We start from the raw sequence: 20,919 nt of genomic DNA on the forward strand, positions 1-20,919 counted from the left end.
CAGTAAAAATGGTTCAAGTATCCCATGACGAACGAATTCATTGCCAATATCAGCGTCTAGTTCAGTTGCAAGGGCAGGTGGGCTCGTTGTCGTTTTTACCGAAATTGACCGCAGGTACTTTGTTATCAGGGCGTCATCACTCTTTGTTTCGTGGGCGCGGACTTAATTTTGAAGAGCTACGTCATTATAAGCGTGGCGATGACATTCGCAACTTGGATTGGAAAGTGACCCTGCGCACTGGCAAGCCTCATGTGCGTGCCTATACCGAAGAAAAAGATCGCAATGTGATTATCTGCGTTGACCAACGCGCGAGCTTATTTTTCTCTTCTGCTGAGGTGATGAAATCGGTAGTGGCTGCGGAAATTGCGGCGTTGAGTGCATGGCGAGTGCTAAAAGATGGTGACAGAGTTGGCTTTGTCATCGCTACACCGAGCGGGCCGCAGTGGCACAAACCTCAGCGCAGTCGTGCACATCTTTTACATCATTTAAAGCATCTTACGGACGCTAATCAAGCCTTAAATGTGCGTTGCCATGATGATGAAAACGCTTCATTTTCCCATCTTATGACAGCCTTGCGTCGCAGTGTCACTAAAGGCTCAATGGTCATCATACTCAGCGACTGGCATGGCGTGAGCCAAATGGATATCGAAGCGCTCAAGCAGCTACAAATTCATAATGATGTGCTTACCGTGATGATTTCCGATGAGTTTGAGCAGAGCTTACCTGCTAGTACCTCATTGTGGGTATTGGGCGATGGTCAACATCAGCTCAATCTCGGCGGTGCCAATCAAATTCAAAAAGCCAGTCGCGGTCTAGCGCAGCATCAAACCATGAAAAAAAGCCAACTAGTGCGCTTAATGGCGAGCAAAGGTTTACCTCTGATTTGCTTGGGCACAAAAGGCGATCACCTTGCGCAATTTAAGCGGGAAATGGGGACGGGACGATGAGCCTACACACTCCACCACAAAGTTATATGTTGCGTGACATCGTGGAAGTTGCGGTCGCGCCTTCAGTGAGTTGGTTGCCACAGACGATAGGCTGGAAGGTTTTAGCATTCGTGCTACTCGGCGCTTTTTGTCTATGGGTAGTTAAGCAATTTAAAATTTGGCACAGTAACCGCTACCGCCGAGAAGCGTTGAATACACTAAATCGTATTGCAAAAGCGTGTCACGGCAGTATTCAAGATCCAGCGGCCTTTCGCCGTCAGGTCAGTTGCGATCTCTTTTCGGTGATGAAAGCGGCGCTGCGAGTGGTAAATCCAAAGGGTGCTAGTTTATACGGCGCATCGTTTTTACAAGCGTTAGATGCACACATTCCAGAAAATAGCCGTCAGTTTGAAGCTAAATGGTCGCACTGGATGCGCGGTTTGATGGACAGCCAATATGTGCTGAATGAGATTGAATTACTGCTGTTGCTAGACGATTGCCAAAGATGGGTAGGTGAACATCACGCTTTTCTTACAGAGAGTAACTGTGAGACTAACAGCGAGGTACAAAATGTTTAGTTTTGATCTCGAACTGGCGCATCCACTTTGGCTTTTGGCTTTGCCAGCACCTTTGTTTATTTACTATTTTATTCCAGCCTATCGCACCAAACAATCAGCCATCAAAGTGCCGTTTTTTGGCCTCTTGCTAGAGGTGTTAGGTGAGAGCCCAACAGAGGGTGCCAGTCAGTTGCGTCCATCACTTTGGCAACGCTGTATTTTAGTGTTGTCGTGGTCACTTGTGGTTTTGGCTATGTCGAAACCGACCGTACTTGGCGCGCCACAAACAAAGCAGCAATTAGGGCGTGATGTGATGGTGGTAGTCGACTTGTCTCAGTCGATGGAGGAGCGTGATTTTACCTCATTAGATGGTGAGAAAATATCAAGGCTAGAGGCGGTTAAAGAGGTATTGCAAAACTTTGTGCAATCTCGACAAGGCGACCGCCTTGGCTTGATTTTGTTTGGTGACGCGGCATTTGTGCAAACTCCATTTACCGCCGACCAAAGTGTTTGGTTGGCATTACTCGAGCAAACTCAAGTAGGAATGGCAGGGGCAAGCACGCATCTAGGAGACGCAATCGGCTTGGCGATAAAAGTGTTTGAACAAACGCCTGCGACACCTGCAACACCTGCAAAAGCGAATGAAGCGCGCGAGAAAGTCGCCATTGTCTTAACCGATGGTAATGATACGGGAAGTTTTGTCGAACCGATTGACGCGGCAAAAGTGGCTAAAGCCAAACAGGTGAAAATTCATGTGATTGCCATTGGCGACCCAACAACGGTCGGCGAAAAAGCCCTTGATATGTCGACGATTGAACGTATTGCTTTGGAATCTGGAGGCGAGTCATTTCAAGCGTTAGATAGGCACTCTTTAACACTCGCGTCTGAAAAAATTGATGCATTAGATCCAGAGCTTTACCAAAGCACCACTTATCGACCCAAAACCAGCTTACATGCGTACCCTATCATGCTGGTGGTTGCGCTTTATCTGTGCGCTTTTGCGGTTAGCTTGTGGTGTCGCACGCTGAATAATAAGGAGTAAAGGCATGTTTGATTTTGCCCTTTTTGAGCGATTGTTTTGGCAACAAATACTGACTCAGTTCCATTTTATAAGACCGTTATGGCTGTTGGCGTTGTTGCCATTGTGTGCAGTGATTTATTGGCGATGGCAATTAGATACCCAACGCCAAGGGCAAGCCGTTTTACCTAAGCACTTAATCCAAGCTTTATCTATTGGACAACAAGGGTGGCGAAAGCAATTGCCACTTAAATTTTTGTCTGTGGTGATGAGCTTGGCAATTGTGCTCTGCGCAGGCCCCACTTGGCAGCGTGCACCATCACCATTTGGCGAAGACAAAGCCTCACTGCTTATTGCGTTAGACGCTAGTGCTTCAATGCTAAATGAAGATTTAGCGCCAACACGCTTAGCGCGAGCAAAACAAAAAATTCATGACTTGTTAGAGCTAAGAGATGGAGGACAAACAGGCTTAGTGGTGTTTGCGGGGACGTCACATTTGGCGATGCCGCTAACTAAAGACCGTCAGGTATTTGCGCCATTTTTGGCGGCCATTGACCCAGACATAATGCCTATCAAAGGCAAAAGAGCCGATAGCATTATTGAGCAAATTGAGAGTCAGCTGTCTGAGAAAATGCCTGCTAGCGTGTTGTTAATTAGCGATGGTGTTACGCCAGATAGCTTAGTGCGTTTGGCGGAGTATTTTACGCAAAGTTCTCACCAATTATTGATTTTAGCGACAGGCAATCCAAAGCTAAAAAGCAACAACCCAATGGATCTTAGCTCGTTGCAACGCTTAGCTCGTCAAAGTGGCGCAAGTTTAGAAGTGGTCAGTATTGATAATACCGATGTGCTGGCACTAGATAGAAAAATACAAAGGCACATGCAGCTCAATAATGAGTCGGCAATGCCGTGGCAAGATATGGGCTATTACTTATTGTTTCCTATCGCTTTGCTTTTATTGCTGTGGTTTAGAAAAGGCTGGCTAGTGCAATGGGTTGTTATTGGCTGTGTGATAGCGCCTTGGTATTCAGCATCGGTAATCGCTGCACCGGTTTATTCTGTTAGCGCTCATCAAGCAGAGAGCGTAAGTGCTTTTGAAGAAGTGACTACGCTGGATAAAGTCTCTAGTGCATGGATAAACCTTTGGCTAACTGCAGATCAACAAGGGCAGTGGCACTTTAATCGACAACGCTATTTGCAAGCCGCCACCCACTTTCAAGAGCCCATGCGCAAAGGCATTGCCTATTACTACGCCGCTGAATACTCGCTAGCTCATTCTGCGTTCTTAAATGCAGACTCCGCCAATGGCGCGTTTTACGCAGGCATTGCGCTCGCAAGGCAAAGGGAATATCTAAAAGCGCGTGACCTGTTTGCCTATTTATTAAGTGAAAAACGCTGGCCGTTAATGGCTGAATTGCGCTCGCAAATTGAGCACAATTTAATGGTGATGCAGGGCATAGTCGACGAAGTAAATCGTCTGAGTGCTAGCCAAGCAGGCACTACCGATGGTGCGGAGGATTCCATTGAGTTGGGAGATAATCCACAAACCGGTGACGGCGCAGAAGACACTGCGGTTGCTGAGATGATGCTAAAAGAGTCGCTCAATGCCAACGAGATTTTAGGCAGTGAAGAGTTGGCTGATAAATGGCTACGACGGGTAGAGTCCGATCCTAAGCTCTTTTTACGCGCTAAGTTTCAAATACAGCGAAGCACACAGCAAGCACAGGAGCGAAATGATGCCCAATAAATGCTTAAATATCGTATTGCTGGTGTTGGTCTGTTTACTGGCTTTTAGCACTTATGCAGTAAGTGGTGATGTGCAAAGTAATGAAGAAAATAGAGTGCCAAGCCTGCCCAATATTCAGCTAAAAAGTTGGCTACAAAAGCCGGGCGACACAGCCAATGCGTCACATACGGAGCTTCAAGCACAGGTCAATCAGCCCATTATACTGTTTGTCGAAGTATCAACGCCACGATGGTTTACCGCAGGTACACAACTGAGCCTGCCAGAAATTGCCAATGTCATTGTGCAAAAGCCCTCCCAACTTGCGGTTAATTACGCAGAAAAACGAGCGGGCAGTACTTGGTCGGTGCAGCTTTGGGAAATTCATTTATATCCGCAGCAAGAAGGGCATTTTGTTGTGCCGTCTTTACGTGTTCAAGCGCAAGTCTCGGTGCAGAGTAGGGATAATGTTCAAAGTGAAATGTACACTCAGCCACTCAAATTTAATGCGCAACTGCCAACAGGATTGTTAACGCCGAGCTCTGCGTGGATCAACAGTCCGCAGGTTGAGGTTACTCAAAAGTGGCAACAATCAAGCGCAGAGTTAAAAGCCGGTGATGCGATTACTCGCACTGTGACGGTCACCGCCGACAATACTCTGGCTATGCTACTGCCACCGATATTTAATCGTAAGCATGATTTAGCCAGTAATCATTACCAACTGTATTCTCAGCCAATTAAGTTATTGGACGCGCAACATCGCCACCAATTTCAGGCGCAAAGAACGGAGCAGCAAGTGTATGTATTGCAACATGGCGGGGAGGTAACGCTACCTGAGCATTCAATACTGTGGTGGAATTCTCGCACGCAGCAATTGGAAAATGTGCGGGTAGAAGCTCGCACTTTTAAAGTCGCGCATACACTTACATCGTGGATGAACTACTATAAGAATAGCATCGCTATTTTGTTGTTATTTTTGTTCGGTTTTTCTATGTTAATCATAGCGATGCGACGATTTTATAAAACGAGACCACAGCCTCTGTTTTGGCAATTTTCACAAGTGTTGTATCGCGGTGATACAGGCGAAATTAGAGCGGCTTTATACGCACATTTAAGGCGTTGTTCCAGTGAGTTACAAATGAGCAAATTATCTAGCGCAAGCCAATGGCAGATAGTCGCCAACCAGATACAAACTCAGCCAATTTCATTTGTTCAAGGCTGGCTGGTGTGGTGCAAAATAGCGTTAATGCGCAGGCGCACAATAGGGCAAATAGGCTTGCAAAAAGCATTGCCAGAATTAGACAACATCAATCGCCGTTATTAACTCCGGTTAATAACAACCTTGGCGGTTGGTATACAAGTGACGCAAGAGTAACTTTAAACTATGAAAAGCACTGAGCTTAATTTAATTCCTTTCTTTGTCGCTGTGTATGAAGAAAGCAGCATGTCCAAAGCGGCTAATCGTTTAGGGGTGAGCCAACCTGCGGTGAGCAAAGCCCTAAAACGTCTGCGTGAGATTTACGATGATCCTTTGTTTCATCGTAGCCCAGTTGGGGTTAAGCCAACTACCTTTGCCTCTGATATATATCCAGCGCTGTCGGCGTCGTTTAAAAATTTCACGTCTACATTAACTGCCACCAGAGATTTTGATCCTAAGGTATCAGAGCGCATTTTTTCTATCGCTTGTATTCCTTTAGTCGGGTATCGATTGATGCCAGAGCTGCTTTTGAAAATCAAAAGTTTAGCGCCCAATATAGATCTGGATGTTCATCCGTTGTTTACCGAAGACCATGAATCAGATTTAAGACTGCAACGCTATGACTTGGTGCTAGATATGCGCCCAATCGAAAAGACCAGCTTAAAGATAGAAAAGTTAGGTACTGAAAGTGTGCACGCGATTGCCAGACAAGGGCATCCAAGGATCAGTGACAGTATCAGCATTGAACAGTTTTTAGCGGAAGAGCACATAGCGGTATCGCGCTGGCAAAGCAGAAGCTCATTTTTATCGAATGATCACTTCCCTGAGCTGAGTAAGCGAAAAATTGTGTACCGTTCGCCGGGGATTTTAGAAGTGTTGCCAGTGGTATCCAGTACCGACTATATCTCTTTATTTCCGTCATCGCTGATCAAGCAAGTGGGCGGAAATTATCCCATCCAAGTGTTAGAAACATCGTTTTTAGATATATCAGAAGATTTATGTATGTTGTGGCATCCAAGCCGAACCGCAGAAGTTGGTCACAAATGGTTAAGAACTCAAATACAGAGCGTATCTAAATCGATATTTAATGAGTAGAGTAAAGGCGCGGTAACCGTCTTGGTATTGTTTTTCCCTTACAATACCAAGAAGGTTTCTAGGCGAGCACTTATAAGCTGTACCAAGCTTTTCCTGCTTGGAAGCCGATAAGAGATGACATTTGCTCAAGGTAGATCGCAGGAACGTCAGAGGTCTCTTTTTCGAGTTCAGATTCAGATACAAATTGAGTTAAAAATGTTTTGTACGTAGAGATCATACCTTCATTAGTATCTGTGTTGCCTTGCTCTCTTGCGATTTTACGCGCTTTTTGAGTTAGGTAGTTTTCGATAGTACTTGCTTCGCCACGAAGTAAAGCATGTTTGTTCACCATGCCTAGCTCATCGTTTGCGGCATCAGTAGAAATTGAATTTTTTAATAGTGTTAATTTCGCCATATTCACTTAAGTATTCCCCCACAGAATGAAAATAAAAGATGATTTTTCTTATTGCTCGTTATACGCCACAGGGTGCAAGTACGGTGTCAAATAGTGAACAACAGAAAAGTTGATGCATCCTAGATCTAGAATGTTAACTAGTCCACAAAAATCGTATGACTATGTAAGTTTGCGAATAAAATAGTTTACATTTTAATCTGGTTGTGAGTGGAAAAGAGTCGATTTGAGAGGGGGAGAGTGTTTTAATGAGGTTAAAATATGCTTTTTTGTATGAGGTATAGAGTTTATATAACGCTGGGGAATATGAGAGAAGTTTCATCGATTTTAGAAGGTTCATCGATTTTATAGGTAGAGCCCATAATTAACACTATAGGCTCTATAGAAATACACTTACAAGCGTGCGCTAGCGAGTTCACCACCATCTACGTGCAGAACTTCGCCTGAGATGTAACTCGCTCTCGTTGAAGAGATAAAAACCGCGGCATTGGCAATTTCTTCAGGGGAGGCGAGTCGGCCCATAGGGTGTGCATCTTCTTTGGCTTTGAACTCGGTAGGGGCGGCAATTCTGTAGCCATCCCAACCGCCACCGGGGAAGAGGGTTGATCCTGGTGCGATAGTATTAAAGCGGATTTTTCCTGCATATTGCTTAGACAGGGAATAGACATAGTGAGTCAGAGCCGCTTTAATCGACGCGTAAGCACTGGCGCTGTCCGAAATATTGGCACTTATTGAGCCGATGAAGGTTACCGCAGGATTTGGGTTGGTCATTGCTGGAATAACGGCTTCGATGTTCTTCACGGTTGCGAGCAAGTCGATGTCGATGGATTCTTCCCAGCTACCACTTAATGCGCTGACATTGGGAATAAATACATCAACCGTACCAATTTCTGCAATCCATGCCTTAAAGTCGGCTTCTTTACTGACGTCTAATTGCTTGCTGAAAACATGTTTAAAATCTTTGAGATTTTCTAGGGCAAGATCAATCTTTTCTTGGCTACGGCCACAAAAATAGACATTGGCACCTTCTTCGAGGAAGGTTTTTACCATCGATGCGCCAATACCAGAACTACCGCCAGTAATTACAATATTTTTGCCTTTGAAGTTCAGATCCATATCGTCCTATCCTTTTAATGTTTTGTTCCCAAGTCGGCTTTGTTGTCGCAACTTAGCTCCACGGTCTTTATGACAGTATATGTTGATTTTCTAGATAAAAAGCAAGCTGTTACTTACTTTGTCTTTTTTTAAAGGTCAGGGCAATAATGATTTGGGAAATATCAGAATTAATCGGCTGGCCTAGTATTAACCCTTTATGAGTGAGTAGACGAGTTGGCTGAGTATTCTATCTCATGTTCAATATAATCATCGTCACTAAACCAAGTGACTGTGCCAACATAATCATTGTCTTTAAGTTGGCCGTCGATGAGCGCCGCAAATCTCGCGGTCATTTTAAATAAACCATTTTGATTGTCTAAATCTGTGAGGAGCTCTGAGACAATGGCTTGTGCTTTGTCGTCCAGTTGTAGGTTCATGTAGTGCATGTGTTCTCGCTTAATTATTGTAATGACATCCCTTAAGCCCGCTAGTATGAAGGTTACCGTGCCAAGTTGTAAGTCACTTATTTTTTCTGTGCTATTTTTGATCACTTAATGAGTGTGCTTGGCATCATTTTGACCGTTGTTGCTGGAGGATAAGGGAAGAAAGGTGCTTGAGTTGGATAAAAAATGCCGCAAAGTTGAGCTTTGCGGCATGTTCTAGTCATTGTTTGTTTATTTGACGTTGTTACTGTTTAGGAAGAAGCTGTTTTACGGCTGTTTCTAATTGAACGTCGCGCTGGTTAGCAATGCTATCTGGATAGTTGTGAACAATTACGTCGGGCACTATTTCTTGATTTTCCAACCAGTTACCGTGTTTGTCTTTTACACCAAGCTGTGGCACGCCATAGATTAATAGCGGGTTTTGCTGATGCTGCCAGTTAACAAAGGTCCCCGTTCCTGGAACGGTATCACCGACCACTTTACCTAATTTATTGTCCTGATATAGCTGCGCCATGACGGAAGCATCAGAGTAGCAATAGGAGTTAACTAACAAAACCGTAGGTTTAGTCCAACGTCGGATAGGGAACTTAGCCGCTTGATAACCGTCACGACTGACTGCTGTGCCATATTCAACCGCAGACAGTAAATCCACTATTTGATCGTGTAGGTTGCCACCGGTATTAAATCGAATATCAATCACTACTGCGTCTTTATCACGATTTTCACCAAACAGCTTATTGACCAACTCTTTATAACTCTCAGAGTTCATCTGAGGTACGTGTACATAGCCAACTTTGCCTTTAGATAATTGATCAGTCAGTGTTTCGTTTTTATTAACCCAGTATTGATATGAGAGTGCTTGTTCTTGCTTGCTATCAATAGGGAAGACCTGAACATTGACAACTTTATCGCTATCTGGCTTAACAACGCCAAGGGTCGTTGGCTTGCCAATAAGATTGCGTAAATACGGGTAAATATCATTGTTTTTTTGGATAGCAATACCATTGACACTTTTGATGATACTGCCTGCGACAATAGCAGAGTTGGGCAGATCCGCTGGGCCGTTGTCCAATACGGCATCCACACGTACGCCTTCGCCTTGATAAGTATCATCGTAAAACAGTCCTAAACTTCCGACTTTTTCCCAATTCTGTCCTTGAGCATGGAAAGAAGCGCCAGTGTGAGACGCGTTTAATTCACCCACCATTTCACTTAGCAAAATAGCAAAGTCTTCATAGGTATGAATCGCAGGTAGATGACGAGCGTAACGGGTCTTGAGTCCGGCCCAATCAACGCCATGCAAGTCCTCATTATAAAAGCGTTGCTCGGTCAATCGCCACACATGGTCAAAAATGTAATTTCGTTCTTGTGCGAAATTAAATTCGGCTTGTAGATCAAATGCTTGAGTCTTAGATTGATGAGTAGCAAGGCTATAGCTTTCGATTGTACCGTTTCCTAGCATGTTCAAAGCGCTACCATCATCACTGATCTGAATTTGCGAAACAGCCGCCGCAGGACGAGTAAATAAAGGCGTAAACTCTTGAGTGGCAACTGAGAAAGTCGCGAACACAAGGTTTTCTTTTTGAACGTATGCGACGAGTACGTCTTTATTGTCCGGTGACAACGCGGCAAACTCTAAATTTAACGACAGTGGCGTTAGACGGTGTACTCGCTGTGCTAGTCCTTTTTCCTCTATACGGGTTGCGGGTGCTTGTGGCTCTGCTGGCTTTTTCGCATCGCTATCGTCTTTATCTTTTGCTTTGTCGTTATCTGCTGTTGGGGTCAGTGCCACTGCATCTTGATGTTTAAACCAATTGTATTCAGTGAATTTGTTGAGCGATACGCCATAAACATCAAGCTGTGTTGGTGAACCGTCTAGCTCAGTCACCCCGTCTTTAGTGGTCACCCAGTAAGCAATTTGACCGTCGTTGGAGAAGGTAGGGGAGTATTTACCAAAGCCACTTTGGCTTAGCAGAATACGCTTATCTTTTTGCGTCGTATCAAACATCACAATTTTGTTTGCGTCTAATACACTGCCAGTGCGAGAAATAATATATTGGCTATCAGGAGACCAGCTATAGCTCCAATCACTTCTAGAGTACGAATACAACTCGTTGGCTTTGATCAGTGGAGTAATAGAGTGATCGCCCAAGTTTTCAACCACTAAGCTATTGATATCAACTCGGTAGGCCACTTTTTGATTGTCAGGAGACAGTACTGGCTGTATTTCATCTTGCGGAGTTTGTGTGATTGCTGTTTCCGTGATTGACGTAGCCCCAACAAAACCAGAATCTGCGGCGTTAATCTGGCTGCGGAAAATATCCCAGTTACCGTTTCGCTCTGAGCTGTAGTACAGCGATTTGCCATCTTTAGAGAAAGACACGTCTTTTTCTTGCTGTGCGGTGTGGGTGACACGAACCACACTGCCGCTGCTCATTGAGACAACAAAGATGTCTCCACGAGCGACGATAGCCGCTTCTTTGCCGGACGGAGAAACGGCAAACTCAGTAGCTTGATATTTCAGGTTGACGTTACTTTCACTGCCTTTCAGGTCCTGCTTGCGGATATGGATAGCCACTTTGTGACTTTTTGCATCGTGGCTTGGCTTTATCCAAATGTCGCCATCATAGCTAAATACCAGATCATTTTGATTACTTACAGATAATGAACGCAGTGGGGCGGTATCGAAAAAGGTTTGCTGCTCTGGCTTAGCCGTAGGGTCATTAATCTCTTTACGCCATACGTTAAATGAGCCTGAACGTTCGGACAGATAATACATAACACTGTCATCGGCAGACCAATGTGCGTCTCTGTCTTCACCTTTGTAATAGGTGAGCTGAAGGTGCTTACCCCCCTTGTACAGCCAGATATCCCGTGCGGATGCCGACGTTTGGTGTTTACGCCATTCTTGTTCAATAGAGGGGCGGTTTGTGTAAAGAAAGCCTTGCGCGTTATGAGCACTGTCAAAGCTGCTGACCGAATTGCCCAGTTCTAGATGTTCTCGTCCACCCTGAGCATTGACTGAATATAGGTAAATGCCCGCGCCAAATAGACCGTTGCCCATGTTTGCTTTGCTATTACCAATACGACGACTTGCAAAGTACACAGTACTGCCGTCAGAGCTGTAAGAGTACGGAACATCTTTACTCGGGTGGTAAGTTAAACGTTGCGATTGTCCACTATTTACATCCATAGTAAACACATCACCGCTACCATAACGGTTAGAGGTGAAGGCAATAGATTTGCCATTTGGCGACCACACCGGGTGGCTGCTAAATACTGACTCACTGGTGAGTGGAAGCGCGTCTCCTCCTGTGCTGGGTACTAACCATAGCTGCCCTGCATAGCGAAAGACAATTTGTGAACCGTCGGGTGATACGGCGGCATCGCGATACCAATTGGCAGAATTGGCTGTGTCCGTTTGCTGTACTGGGGCGGCAACCACCACCGAAGTAGTGACAGCTAACAGTCCAAGTGTTTGAGTCAGGCGTTTAAACACGAAATATTCCCATCTAGACAAAAGGTAAACGGTAGCAAATTGCGCCTCAGCTTTGGGTTATATTATCGGTAAATTAGCTTTCAATAACCGTGCTAAGTCTTTGCTGAGCAAAGAATAAGGATAGTTGAGAGCGTGGTGATTTTAAAACAAATAGGGCTAAACCTCATCAAAGCTAAGTTTGATGCGATTTAACCCGATAAAATAATCAGCGTGAAATGAATAAGCCGTTATTTATTGCTCGCTGTATTACTCACGGTCTTGCTCATAGTATTGGTCACCTCATTGAGCACATTACCGGTCGCGCCACTAGGTAGGGTGATGCCCAATAAGTTAGATAAAGTGGGCGCAATATCATAAGGGGTGATTGCGGTGGTGACTTTTTGCGCGCTGATGTTATGTCCGGCAAAAATGACAGGCACGTGCGTATCATAGCGCCACGGCGAGCCATGAGTGGAAGCTACCGTTAAGCCATCCATATCATTAATATAGGTTCTTGGCTCGAATACCAAATAGACATCACCGGAGCGGTTAGCATGATAATTATTGCTGACCATGGTATTGAGATAACTATCGGCCAATCGCCCTGTTGCGATATCTTCACTGGTGACTGCGCTCGCAACGCCTTTTATTTTCATCGCTTCCTCGGCAATAACCGCTTGTAATTGCGCAAGGTCGATGGATTTTTGTTTGATTAACTCGTGATTCAAATACACATAAGGTTGAGCATAAAGTCTTATGATCTCTTCATTAACCGCAAACTTTGTGGCAAGTCGTTGTTTGAGGTTGTCAGTGAGTAAATTAGATTTATCAAAATATTGGGCTTGTTTTAACCCAAGTGAAGCGGCCACAGGGGAGGCTTCAGGTGCGCCATGATCAGCGGACAATACAATCACGGTATTGTCTAAACCAACGCGCTTGTCTATCTCAGCAAACAATCCTTGCAAGGTTCTATCTAAACGAATCAAGTTATCCTCGGCTTCAAGGCTTGATGGCCCATAAAGATGCAGAACATAATCATTGGATGAAAAGCTGATCGCTAGAAAATCGGTGACACTGCGACGCCCTAGTTGTTCTTCTTCGAGTAAGGTTTTGGCAAAATCTGCGGTGATTTCATCGCCTGCTGGGCTGATGGTGAGCATGGTCGAATAGTAAGGGAAGCTTTCTGGCCCATAAGGGTGGGGAAAGGTTCTTTGAAAACCGGCTAAATCGAACTTGTGTTGCTGTGAGACTTCTTCAAGTGTGTATTTGTCCCTTGCCAGAGCAAGCTCCCAACGCTTACCAGAATATTGTGAGGGTACATTCTTTTTATTCCACGTCTCGACCCAGCTCGGATAACGGGTGTAGTAATAATCACTGGTGACAAACTCTGCAGTGGCTTTGGAAAACCAAAAGGCTTTGCCTGTGTGACCGGCTAGCGCAATGGCGCCGCGATCTTTAGTGGATACGGCAAACACTTTTGAGCGGCCATTGTTTGAAATTGTCAGCTCATCGCTAAAAGTGGAGACCAGCATTGGCGCAGGCGAGCGACCATCTTGCTTAGCGGTACGTTGGGTTGGATCAATTTCGGTGGATTGATCAACCCCTGCTTGTTGAGTGAGTATTTGGTAGTCGCCATCTTCAACGTTGTACACTAAGCGTTGCTGAGCGCGGTCATACCAAACGTTGCCGACCATGCCATGCACCGAAGGAGGGGCACCGGTGGCAAGTGAGGCGTGACCGACAATGGTTTCGGTGTTGGCGTGTTGATAATGGGCATTGCGGTAATAGACGCCGTTATCCATCAGGTAACGAAAACCGCCATCGGTGAAATTGTGCTTATAGCGCTCTAGAAGATCGCCGCGCAGTCCATCGACTGTGATCTGCAATACCAGTTTAGGTTGGGTGTCTTGCGCGCAAGCAAAAGTGCTAAATAACCCCATACTGGCAAAGCCTAAACCCAGTGCAATTAATTGTTTTTTCATAGTAATGACCTATTAACCTGATTTTTAAAACGCACACTAATGTGCACTGCGCACTAGTCGTAATCCCATATCTGACATGGTGATGGACTGACTGGCGAAGTCTCGTCGAAAGTTCTCCGATTGCTCAGCGCTATAGGCAAAACTGCCGCCGCGCACGGATTTATGGGCAAGTTTGATGTCAGTGTGTTGGGCGTTATTTGGGTTATCTTGTGGGGAGTTGCGGTAATAGGTTTCTTCAAAGGCATCTATAGTAAATTCGCCAACATTACCCGTCATATCATACAGTCCGAGCTCGTTGGGCTTTTTCTGACCAACGCGGTGCGCTTGATTGTTGGCATTGCCTGCATGCCACGCCACCTCATCAATGTTGTTGGAACCGCTGTAAGTGTAACCTTTAGAATAATTGCCTCCCTTGGCAGCAAATTCCCATTCCGCTTCGGTAGGCAAGCGATAGTTTTGCCCAGTCACTTCGTTTAAGCGCTGCACAAAAAAGTACGTTTGTTGCCAGCTCAAGTTGTTTACGGGTACTTGCGGGTCTTGGAAAAAACTTCGAGAGTGTCCCATCACTTCTTCAAACAAAGCCTGAGTCACTTCATATTTGGCGATATAAAAGCTATTCACTCGCACGGTATGCGCCGGCTTTTCTGCTGCGTGTGCGGAAGGTGAGTCTGAGCCCATGACAAAGGTGCCACCTTCTACGAGCACCATATCTGCTTCTATTTGCGCGGTAAGAGGGTGAGGCTCTACAAGAGAACATCCTGTCATTGTTAACACTAGCGTCCATGCTACGAGGGAGTAAGAGTTTTTCAAAGGCAGGTTCATGCTTAGTCTCTTTAGAAATCAAAACATAAGCTTATCAAGGAGTGACTTTCCAAATGGTTATAAGCGCAATAACAAGCCTTTTGTATAACCAAAAGTTAAAATTATGCTGTTTTTGGCAATCAAAATAACGGTATCGATATGTTGTTGACTCAAGGCCCACAGTTTAATGGTCACCCTTCGAAAAGAATGCACGTCATGGCAAAGCCGATTGGCGCCGCGTGTAATATTGATTGTAATTATTGCTACTACCTAAGTAAGCAAGACCTTTTACAGTACAAAAAAGGTTGTTCACCACAGATGAGTGATGACGATCTTGAGTTGTATATCAAACACTATATTGAGGCGCAAAATACCCCTGAGATCATTTTTTCATGGCAAGGGGGCGAGCCAACCTTATTGGGATTAGCCTATTTTGAAAAGATTGTTGAGTTGCAGAAAAAGTATCAGCCACAAGGCGTGAGTATTGCCAACGATCTGCAAACTAATGGCACCTTGTTAAACGCTAAGTGGTGTCAGTTTTTAAAAGAGAACAACTTTTTAGTGGGGCTAAGTATCGATGGCCCTGCGATGTACCACGACGCTTACCGCACCAATAGAGCAGGGCGCGGCACTCATAAACAAGTGATGGAAGCGGTAAAACTGCTGCATGAGTATGAGGTGCGTTTTGCCACACTCACTTGTATTAACAACCTAACCAGTCGTAATCCGCTAGAGGTGTACCGTTTTTTGCGCGACGAAGTGAAATCGCCGCAAATGCAGTTTATTCCAATTGTGGAACAAAAGACGTTTCGCGACACAGCGCCGCAAACTTGGGCGGCAAACGAACAACCTCGTCAAGGTGATAAACGCTTGATTCCGGGTGCAAAAAACTCGGTGATGGAATCATGGTGTGTATCAGATGAAGCGTGGGGTAATTTTTTGATTGCCGTATTTGATGAGTGGGCAACTCACGATATAGGCACAGTGTTTGTGCAATATTTTGAAGCCTTTATCGAAACGTGGATGGGGCGCAAGAATCCGCTTTGTACCTTGAGTGAATTTTGTGGAAAGGGCTTAGCAATGGAGCCAAATGGCGACGTATTTGCTTGCGATCACTATGTGTACCCTGAATATAAGATCGGTAACTTGCATACGGATAATTTAGATGAAATGGCGTTTTCTAGCCAGCAACAACGTTTTGGCTTTTCTAAAACTCGCAATTTAACCGAGCAGTGTAAGCAATGCGATTACCAGTTTGCTTGTTTTGGTGAGTGTCCTAAAAACCGCTTTATCCGCACTCGTCAAGGTGAGCCCGGTCTTAACTATTTGTGTGCAGGTTGGCATAAGTTTTATAAGCATGCGGATCGCTCTTTAGCACATATATTGCGCGTGATGGGTTACCCAGTCGCGCACGGTAAATACAGTGATTCGGTAATGCGTCAAGCTATGGCATTGCAACAGCCAAAGCCGGTAAAGAACGACATGTTCAATAAAAACGTATTCGGGGCTAAGTTTTGATGAATCGTAACTATCTCAATGTAGGTCCAATCGTTTTGTTACTGACTATGGCACTGAGTTTCTCAGTTAATGCCCGTTTAAGTGCTGGTGGAGAAATAGCGGATACAAGCCATAACCAAACTAGCCATCCGTCAGCTGAGCAGCTTTCGTATATTGCGCAAGACAGAAATAACCCAATTGCAACACGCATCGATGCGCTACAACAACTGGCGCAGCACCCAAGCCAAAGTGCGCTTATTGCCGTGGCAAGAGGACTCAAAGATCCCTCGTATGAAATAAGAGAGGCATCGGTGAGCGCAACAGAGCCTTATCAGTTTGCGCATCGCTGGCGATTATTAGCGCCACTGATGAACGATTTGGTAGTGGATGTGCGAATGGCCGTGGCGCGCAATTTAGTGGTTGAATATAGCGAAATGAATACGCTACAAAAACAGCAGTTTGAGAGCGTATTTGACGAATGGATAGCAAGGCTTGAGCAAGCCTCCGACGAAGAGTCGTTAATTAGCATGGCGCTAGCGTATGTGCATGTTGAGCGCTATTCACAGGCGAGGCAGTTTTATTTTCAATTAACCGATCAATCACAGCACAATGTCGAAGCTTGGATTGGCATCGCCGAAACTTACCGCTTGGAGCACAATGATTTTCAGGCGTTAAATGTGTTGCAAGATGCCCTGCAAGCCAATCCGCAACAGCCGCAACTGTATTACTCTAAAGCATTGACTTTAGTACGGTTAGACAGAAAGCCCCAAGCGGCAAAGGCAATGGAAAAGGCCGCAACATTGGCGAAAACCAATGCGCATTACTGGTATGTAAATGGCATTTTGCACGAAGTGTTCAACCCTATAGCAGCGCAACAGTCCCTGCAAAAGGCGTACGACATTTCGCGTAACCCACAACATTTGTATGCGGTGTGCGATTTAAAAATTAGACACGCTGATGCTGGTGCAAAACAGTGTGTGCTAGAGCTAAAAAGCCTAGCACCCGATGACGTGAGGAATGCATTAATGCGTCGTATTGACCACGGGGATAATGATGTTGTTGCGTACTAAGGCACGTTTTACGTTTTTACACAGCTTGCCAAAGCGTCGAATATCATCAAAGTTTGGCGGCGTACCATCTGAGATGTAATGCTCCCAATACGAAAGCTCAGTATCCACTAGCTCCATTAATTTCTTTGGACAACCGACGCAGTTGGTTCCCGTACCGCAGACAAAAGTCTCATCTTCATAAAGAGGCAATTCGATTTTGGCTTGCTCTATAAGGTTATGCATTGCGGTGAGTCTATCGGGTTTACGTTCGGTCATGTCGCTGAGCCTTGAATTCTAATCGGGGATATAATAATACAAATAAATCTAGTGTGTATAGATCGTTTCATTATTAAGAAATGCCCAGATTTAAATAAACCTACTAGGTAGATACTTAGGGGAATGTCTACTTGTTTAAAGGAAATTGTGATGATGAAGTTGATAATGTTTTTGGGTGTTTTCGTAGTCAGTTTTTGGGTTTAGCAAACTGTTGCCCCAAAGCTTTGCTATTACAAACTTATGGATGGCCTGTCATTTGTAGTAATAGGAACGCAGGAAGCATTTTTCTCAATGCAAAATTCAAGACCTGACCTCATTTACTGTAATTCAGCAAAGTTTTTAACCGTGTAGTTTTTTACTTTGAGCAAATGAGATCGCGCTAAGTTACTTAGCTTGTATTTGTGCTTTTACATAAGTTAGTTACAGCGAATTCAGAAAGCTTTCGCCATCAACAGTGTTTCCATTACTCCAGTCTTCTTTAGCTGACTTAAAGCAGTGTTTTAGGTACTCAACTTTCATAGCTTCTAGCTCTTCAAAGTCACGAATGGACATGATAACGACAGCATCTTTACTGTTTTTGCTGATTTTTATTGGCTCGCATTGTGCGTTTAGAAATAGCTCGCCGAAATTTCATTCGGCATCATTCGCAGTTAATGTACGCATGGTCAGTTCCCATTTGAGTTTACAGTTAGATTATAATGTACCGCATGAAATGTTTAATTTAATTAAATCGTGCGATTCGAGCGGAATTCAAGTTAACAAAACTGTACATGAGGGGTCGATACAACAGAAATGAGGCTTTTATCCCTCAATAGACTCTAACTTCTTTGAAAACCGCCGCTACCCAACAAAAATTGCCTTCTGTCTTATTTAACTTATCAGTGGTTTGATAGAGTTATGATTCGATATGCAGGGAGGGTTTGAGATGGGAACGATAATAGGATTGGTCATTTTAGCTGGGGTAGATTGGTATCTTGTTCGGAAAACAGGACTTCATATACCTCAACTAATTTCCAAAAAGTATGCCGAGTATTTACGTGGCAAAGAACATCACAAATAAGATGGTATTGATTACGTTCAAAATTCGCCAAAGTATGACTGCCAAACGTCATGTTGAGTAACGACACTTATATAGAAACTTAGAATATAAGTGTCGGAATTTACTGAATTAAACGACCGCTGAACCAAAACGGTTGTGTCCATCACTGCCTTTAAAAAAGCCAAGATAAATCAGCATTAATAGTGAACCAATCAAAGGCACTAGGTTGACCAGCACCCACCAGCCTTTTTTATCGAGGTCGTGTAAGCGTCTTACTTGCGTTGCGATAGACCACCACACCATTAAGAGACTCACGATAAATGTCAAAAACGCTCCAATCAGCGATACATTTTCCGGGCTTTGATGAGATAAATTACCATTGAGTGCAAGACGCATGCCTATGCTTACCACGAAACAGCTGACGAACATAAACCAATACGTTTTGCGACTGGCACGTCCCTGAAATGAAAGCATGTCCATAATTGACCCCTTTATTACGATAGCGTTGTATATTTGACTCAACATAGCACATACCCAAGTATCTCTAAATACAAGAAGTTAAAGATCAAGAGATACGATTTGGTATGATGTGTTGAGTTGAGCTTAGAGGAATCACTTTTTTGTTATCAATTCCCTTAGCATCAAGCAATACTGTTCTTAAGGTTGTTGTTTGGTTGGAGCGAGTGCAATTTTTCGAATGCATACGTTTTGCGGCTGTTGAAAAGCAAATAATACACTGCGCGCCACATCATCGGTAGCAAGTACACCACTCATGTCTTCCCCACGCATCATAACCATCTTTGATCTCTTGAGACGAGGTATGCGAAAGCTGCATCGTTTCTAGCGCGCTCAGTGCAATTGTGGTTCCTCGTACATTGGCCGCAGCCACTTCTTCACGAACATTTGCTGAGATGGCATGTACGGCAAACTTTGTACCGCAATAAGCAGCATGACTAGGGAATTTTTCTGCCAGCGATGGAGCTGATATTAATGATAGTACCACTGTTTCTCGTGGTCATTGGCGCGAGTACCGATTGCATGCAGGTGAGCAGTTTTAATTGGCTGTCTGATATTTGTCATATACATAACCCAATTTCAAATAAAGCCTGAGAGAGGGTGTTAATGCACAAATTTCCGCAATCTTATACTGCATCCCTCAATCAAGTTAGAAGGTGGTTATAGTCGTCTATGTTGAATGCCATCAATTTATCGGTGCTTCGTTCATTTGTGTTGGTGGCGTGCTTGGGGAAGAGCTTCTCGTACATGTGTTCTCTGATTGGCACATACCTAGCGTTGATTTTTCAATGACTTACCATAAAGACAAATTTAGACCTGAGTGTTTGATTAAACTGATTGTATTTATTACTGATAAATTCAAACAGATGAGAAAAACATGAGCGGGGTTAATTTTTAAGGAAATTTAGTGAACAGTTATCAGATTTTGTACAAAGAAAAGATTATTTGGGCAGTCAATCTTAGCGGTGACAATGCGGTAGATCAGATAACGAGTTTAACTGAGCAAGGGTATAAAATATTCAGCCGAATAGTGCAAGCTGTTACGGAAAGTGACGCTATACGCCAATTTAATACGTTGCATAAACCGGCTAAAAATAGCGGTGATGTGACGATGAGAAATATACTTTGCTATAGAACGAATAAATTACAGAGACTGCCTTTTCTTGCATATACGATAGCCAGTTATATCGTTACTTTAGTCAGTGTATTGTTGCTAACGTTAGTTGCGCACGAAAGTGATTTGGACTATTCAATGGTATTGCTAGTCCCTATATTTATTGGTTTGATATGGTTTATTAGTGGTTTATCTATAGCGAGATGGAAAAATTGCGGTCATAAAACATGGCACTATATAGTATTGACACTTTGTTGTACGGTATTGGATTTTTATTTTCTCGGGGCAGCAAATACGTTATTGACGCTGTATATGTTGTTTAGACCGCAATCACATAAAGTGGCATAACATCATTTAATTTAATAATGTTATGCCACTAGAAAATGAACAGGATTAGAGTTGAAAAGTAGATGATTTGTAGCGATTAAGTCGAGATTTAACGTAAAAGAAAAAACGTTATTGCTACTAAGAGAGCAACATCTTATTAGACTTTAGCAGTCGAGTTAATTGTTCTGTTAGATTCATTCGTTTTGAGAGAGTTAATCGACCTGCATCATACAGCCTAACTAAAATACTAGTGTCTGTGGTTTCACATCGATTTTCATAGCGTATCTCTTCTAGAAAAGCGTCCATTTTATATGGAGACAGTTTAAACCTTTCCATTTCACACTCTAGATCACAATCGTATATAACTACTTCCATACATGTTCTCCTAAGAGTT

The 20,919-nt window shown here is 44.0% G+C and carries 18 protein-coding genes and 2 pseudogenes; 9 read left to right on the plus strand and 11 right to left on the minus strand.

What is annotated here, in order from left to right:
* The first annotated feature begins 8 nt into the window (after positions 1 to 8).
* From VEZ01S_RS08650 to VEZ01S_RS08675, 6 genes are read left to right on the plus strand one after another with little or no spacing between them, the layout of a single operon-like run.
* Positions 9 to 947 (plus strand): DUF58 domain-containing protein, encoded by a 939-nt coding sequence (locus VEZ01S_RS08650; protein WP_021713651.1) that lies wholly within the window; start codon positions 9 to 11, stop codon positions 945 to 947.
* The gene (locus tag VEZ01S_RS08655) at positions 944 to 1,504 is read left to right on the plus strand and encodes a DUF4381 domain-containing protein (RefSeq protein WP_021713652.1); all 561 of its coding nucleotides are present in this window, start codon (positions 944 to 946) and stop codon (positions 1,502 to 1,504) included. Before VEZ01S_RS08650 ends, VEZ01S_RS08655 begins: the two co-directional genes overlap by 4 nt.
* Positions 1,497 to 2,525, plus strand: a complete 1,029-nt coding sequence (locus VEZ01S_RS08660; protein WP_021713653.1) for a vWA domain-containing protein — start codon at positions 1,497 to 1,499, stop codon at positions 2,523 to 2,525. Before VEZ01S_RS08655 ends, VEZ01S_RS08660 begins: the two co-directional genes overlap by 8 nt.
* A gap of 4 nt (positions 2,526 to 2,529) precedes the next feature.
* A complete protein-coding gene (locus VEZ01S_RS08665) occupies positions 2,530 to 4,248 on the plus strand; it encodes a vWA domain-containing protein (RefSeq protein ID WP_021713654.1) in 1,719 nt (572 codons plus the stop codon).
* Positions 4,235 to 5,548, plus strand: a complete 1,314-nt coding sequence (locus VEZ01S_RS08670) for a BatD family protein (protein WP_084621685.1) — start codon at positions 4,235 to 4,237, stop codon at positions 5,546 to 5,548. Before VEZ01S_RS08665 ends, VEZ01S_RS08670 begins: the two co-directional genes overlap by 14 nt.
* 60 nt (positions 5,549 to 5,608) lie before the next feature.
* Complete coding sequence (locus tag VEZ01S_RS08675; RefSeq protein ID WP_021713656.1) at positions 5,609 to 6,517, plus strand: LysR family transcriptional regulator; 909 nt, start codon at positions 5,609 to 5,611, stop codon at positions 6,515 to 6,517.
* 70 nt (positions 6,518 to 6,587) lie between these two features.
* Here the strand turns inward: VEZ01S_RS08675 and VEZ01S_RS08680 are convergent, their stop codons facing one another.
* The 6 genes from VEZ01S_RS08680 to VEZ01S_RS08705 form a co-directional block, all read right to left on the minus strand.
* The gene (locus VEZ01S_RS08680) at positions 6,588 to 6,911 is read right to left on the minus strand and encodes a hypothetical protein (protein ID WP_235868461.1); all 324 of its coding nucleotides are present in this window, start codon (positions 6,909 to 6,911) and stop codon (positions 6,588 to 6,590) included.
* A 390-nt stretch (positions 6,912 to 7,301) separates the two neighbouring features.
* The gene (locus VEZ01S_RS08685) at positions 7,302 to 8,024 is read right to left on the minus strand and encodes an SDR family NAD(P)-dependent oxidoreductase (protein WP_021713658.1); all 723 of its coding nucleotides are present in this window, start codon (positions 8,022 to 8,024) and stop codon (positions 7,302 to 7,304) included.
* A gap of 194 nt (positions 8,025 to 8,218) precedes the next feature.
* The gene (locus VEZ01S_RS08690) at positions 8,219 to 8,449 is read right to left on the minus strand and encodes a hypothetical protein (RefSeq protein ID WP_021713659.1); all 231 of its coding nucleotides are present in this window, start codon (positions 8,447 to 8,449) and stop codon (positions 8,219 to 8,221) included.
* Positions 8,450 to 8,690: 241 nt separating this feature from the next.
* Complete coding sequence (locus VEZ01S_RS08695) at positions 8,691 to 11,945, minus strand: S41 family peptidase (protein ID WP_021713660.1); 3,255 nt, start codon at positions 11,943 to 11,945, stop codon at positions 8,691 to 8,693.
* Between the two features lie 227 nt (positions 11,946 to 12,172).
* The gene (locus VEZ01S_RS08700; RefSeq protein WP_021713661.1) at positions 12,173 to 13,906 is read right to left on the minus strand and encodes an alkaline phosphatase family protein; all 1,734 of its coding nucleotides are present in this window, start codon (positions 13,904 to 13,906) and stop codon (positions 12,173 to 12,175) included.
* Between the two features lie 36 nt (positions 13,907 to 13,942).
* Positions 13,943 to 14,728, minus strand: coding sequence for a formylglycine-generating enzyme family protein (locus VEZ01S_RS08705; RefSeq protein WP_021713662.1), 786 nt, complete (start codon positions 14,726 to 14,728; stop codon positions 13,943 to 13,945).
* Between the two features lie 138 nt (positions 14,729 to 14,866).
* Between VEZ01S_RS08705 and VEZ01S_RS08710 the strand changes: the two genes are divergently transcribed.
* Together VEZ01S_RS08710 and VEZ01S_RS08715 are read left to right on the plus strand one after the other, a co-directional pair.
* The gene (locus VEZ01S_RS08710) at positions 14,867 to 16,225 is read left to right on the plus strand and encodes an anaerobic sulfatase maturase (protein WP_021713663.1); all 1,359 of its coding nucleotides are present in this window, start codon (positions 14,867 to 14,869) and stop codon (positions 16,223 to 16,225) included.
* Positions 16,225 to 17,274: a tetratricopeptide repeat protein gene (locus tag VEZ01S_RS08715; protein ID WP_021713664.1), complete on the plus strand. Its 1,050-nt coding sequence runs from the start codon at positions 16,225 to 16,227 to the stop codon at positions 17,272 to 17,274. Before VEZ01S_RS08710 ends, VEZ01S_RS08715 begins: the two co-directional genes overlap by 1 nt.
* Here the strand turns inward: VEZ01S_RS08715 and VEZ01S_RS08720 are convergent.
* The 4 genes and pseudogenes from VEZ01S_RS08720 to VEZ01S_RS08735 all read right to left on the minus strand — a co-directional run.
* Positions 17,227 to 17,529: a hypothetical protein gene (locus VEZ01S_RS08720; RefSeq protein ID WP_021713665.1), complete on the minus strand. Its 303-nt coding sequence runs from the start codon at positions 17,527 to 17,529 to the stop codon at positions 17,227 to 17,229. The genes VEZ01S_RS08715 and VEZ01S_RS08720 overlap by 48 nt on opposite strands.
* Positions 17,530 to 17,949: 420 nt before the next feature.
* Positions 17,950 to 18,192: pseudogene (locus VEZ01S_RS16630) on the minus strand (type II toxin-antitoxin system prevent-host-death family antitoxin).
* A gap of 505 nt (positions 18,193 to 18,697) precedes the next feature.
* Positions 18,698 to 19,048, minus strand: a complete 351-nt coding sequence (locus tag VEZ01S_RS08730; protein WP_021713667.1) for a DUF805 domain-containing protein — start codon at positions 19,046 to 19,048, stop codon at positions 18,698 to 18,700.
* A 177-nt stretch (positions 19,049 to 19,225) separates the two neighbouring features.
* Positions 19,226 to 19,626: pseudogene (locus VEZ01S_RS08735) on the minus strand (SDR family oxidoreductase); the annotation flags it as partial.
* Between the two features lie 365 nt (positions 19,627 to 19,991).
* Between VEZ01S_RS08735 and VEZ01S_RS08740 the strand changes: the two are divergent.
* On the plus strand, positions 19,992 to 20,546 hold the full coding sequence (locus tag VEZ01S_RS08740; protein WP_021713670.1) for a hypothetical protein: 555 nt from the start codon (positions 19,992 to 19,994) through the stop codon (positions 20,544 to 20,546).
* A 117-nt stretch (positions 20,547 to 20,663) separates the two neighbouring features.
* On the opposite strand, the gene VEZ01S_RS08745 is transcribed toward VEZ01S_RS08740, so the two are convergent.
* Positions 20,664 to 20,900, minus strand: coding sequence for a hypothetical protein (locus VEZ01S_RS08745; RefSeq protein WP_021713671.1), 237 nt, complete (start codon positions 20,898 to 20,900; stop codon positions 20,664 to 20,666).
* Positions 20,901 to 20,919 lie beyond the last annotated feature (19 nt).

The sequence above is a fragment of the Vibrio ezurae NBRC 102218 genome (genome assembly GCF_000467185.1).
GTDB lineage: Bacteria > Pseudomonadota > Gammaproteobacteria > Enterobacterales > Vibrionaceae > Vibrio > Vibrio ezurae.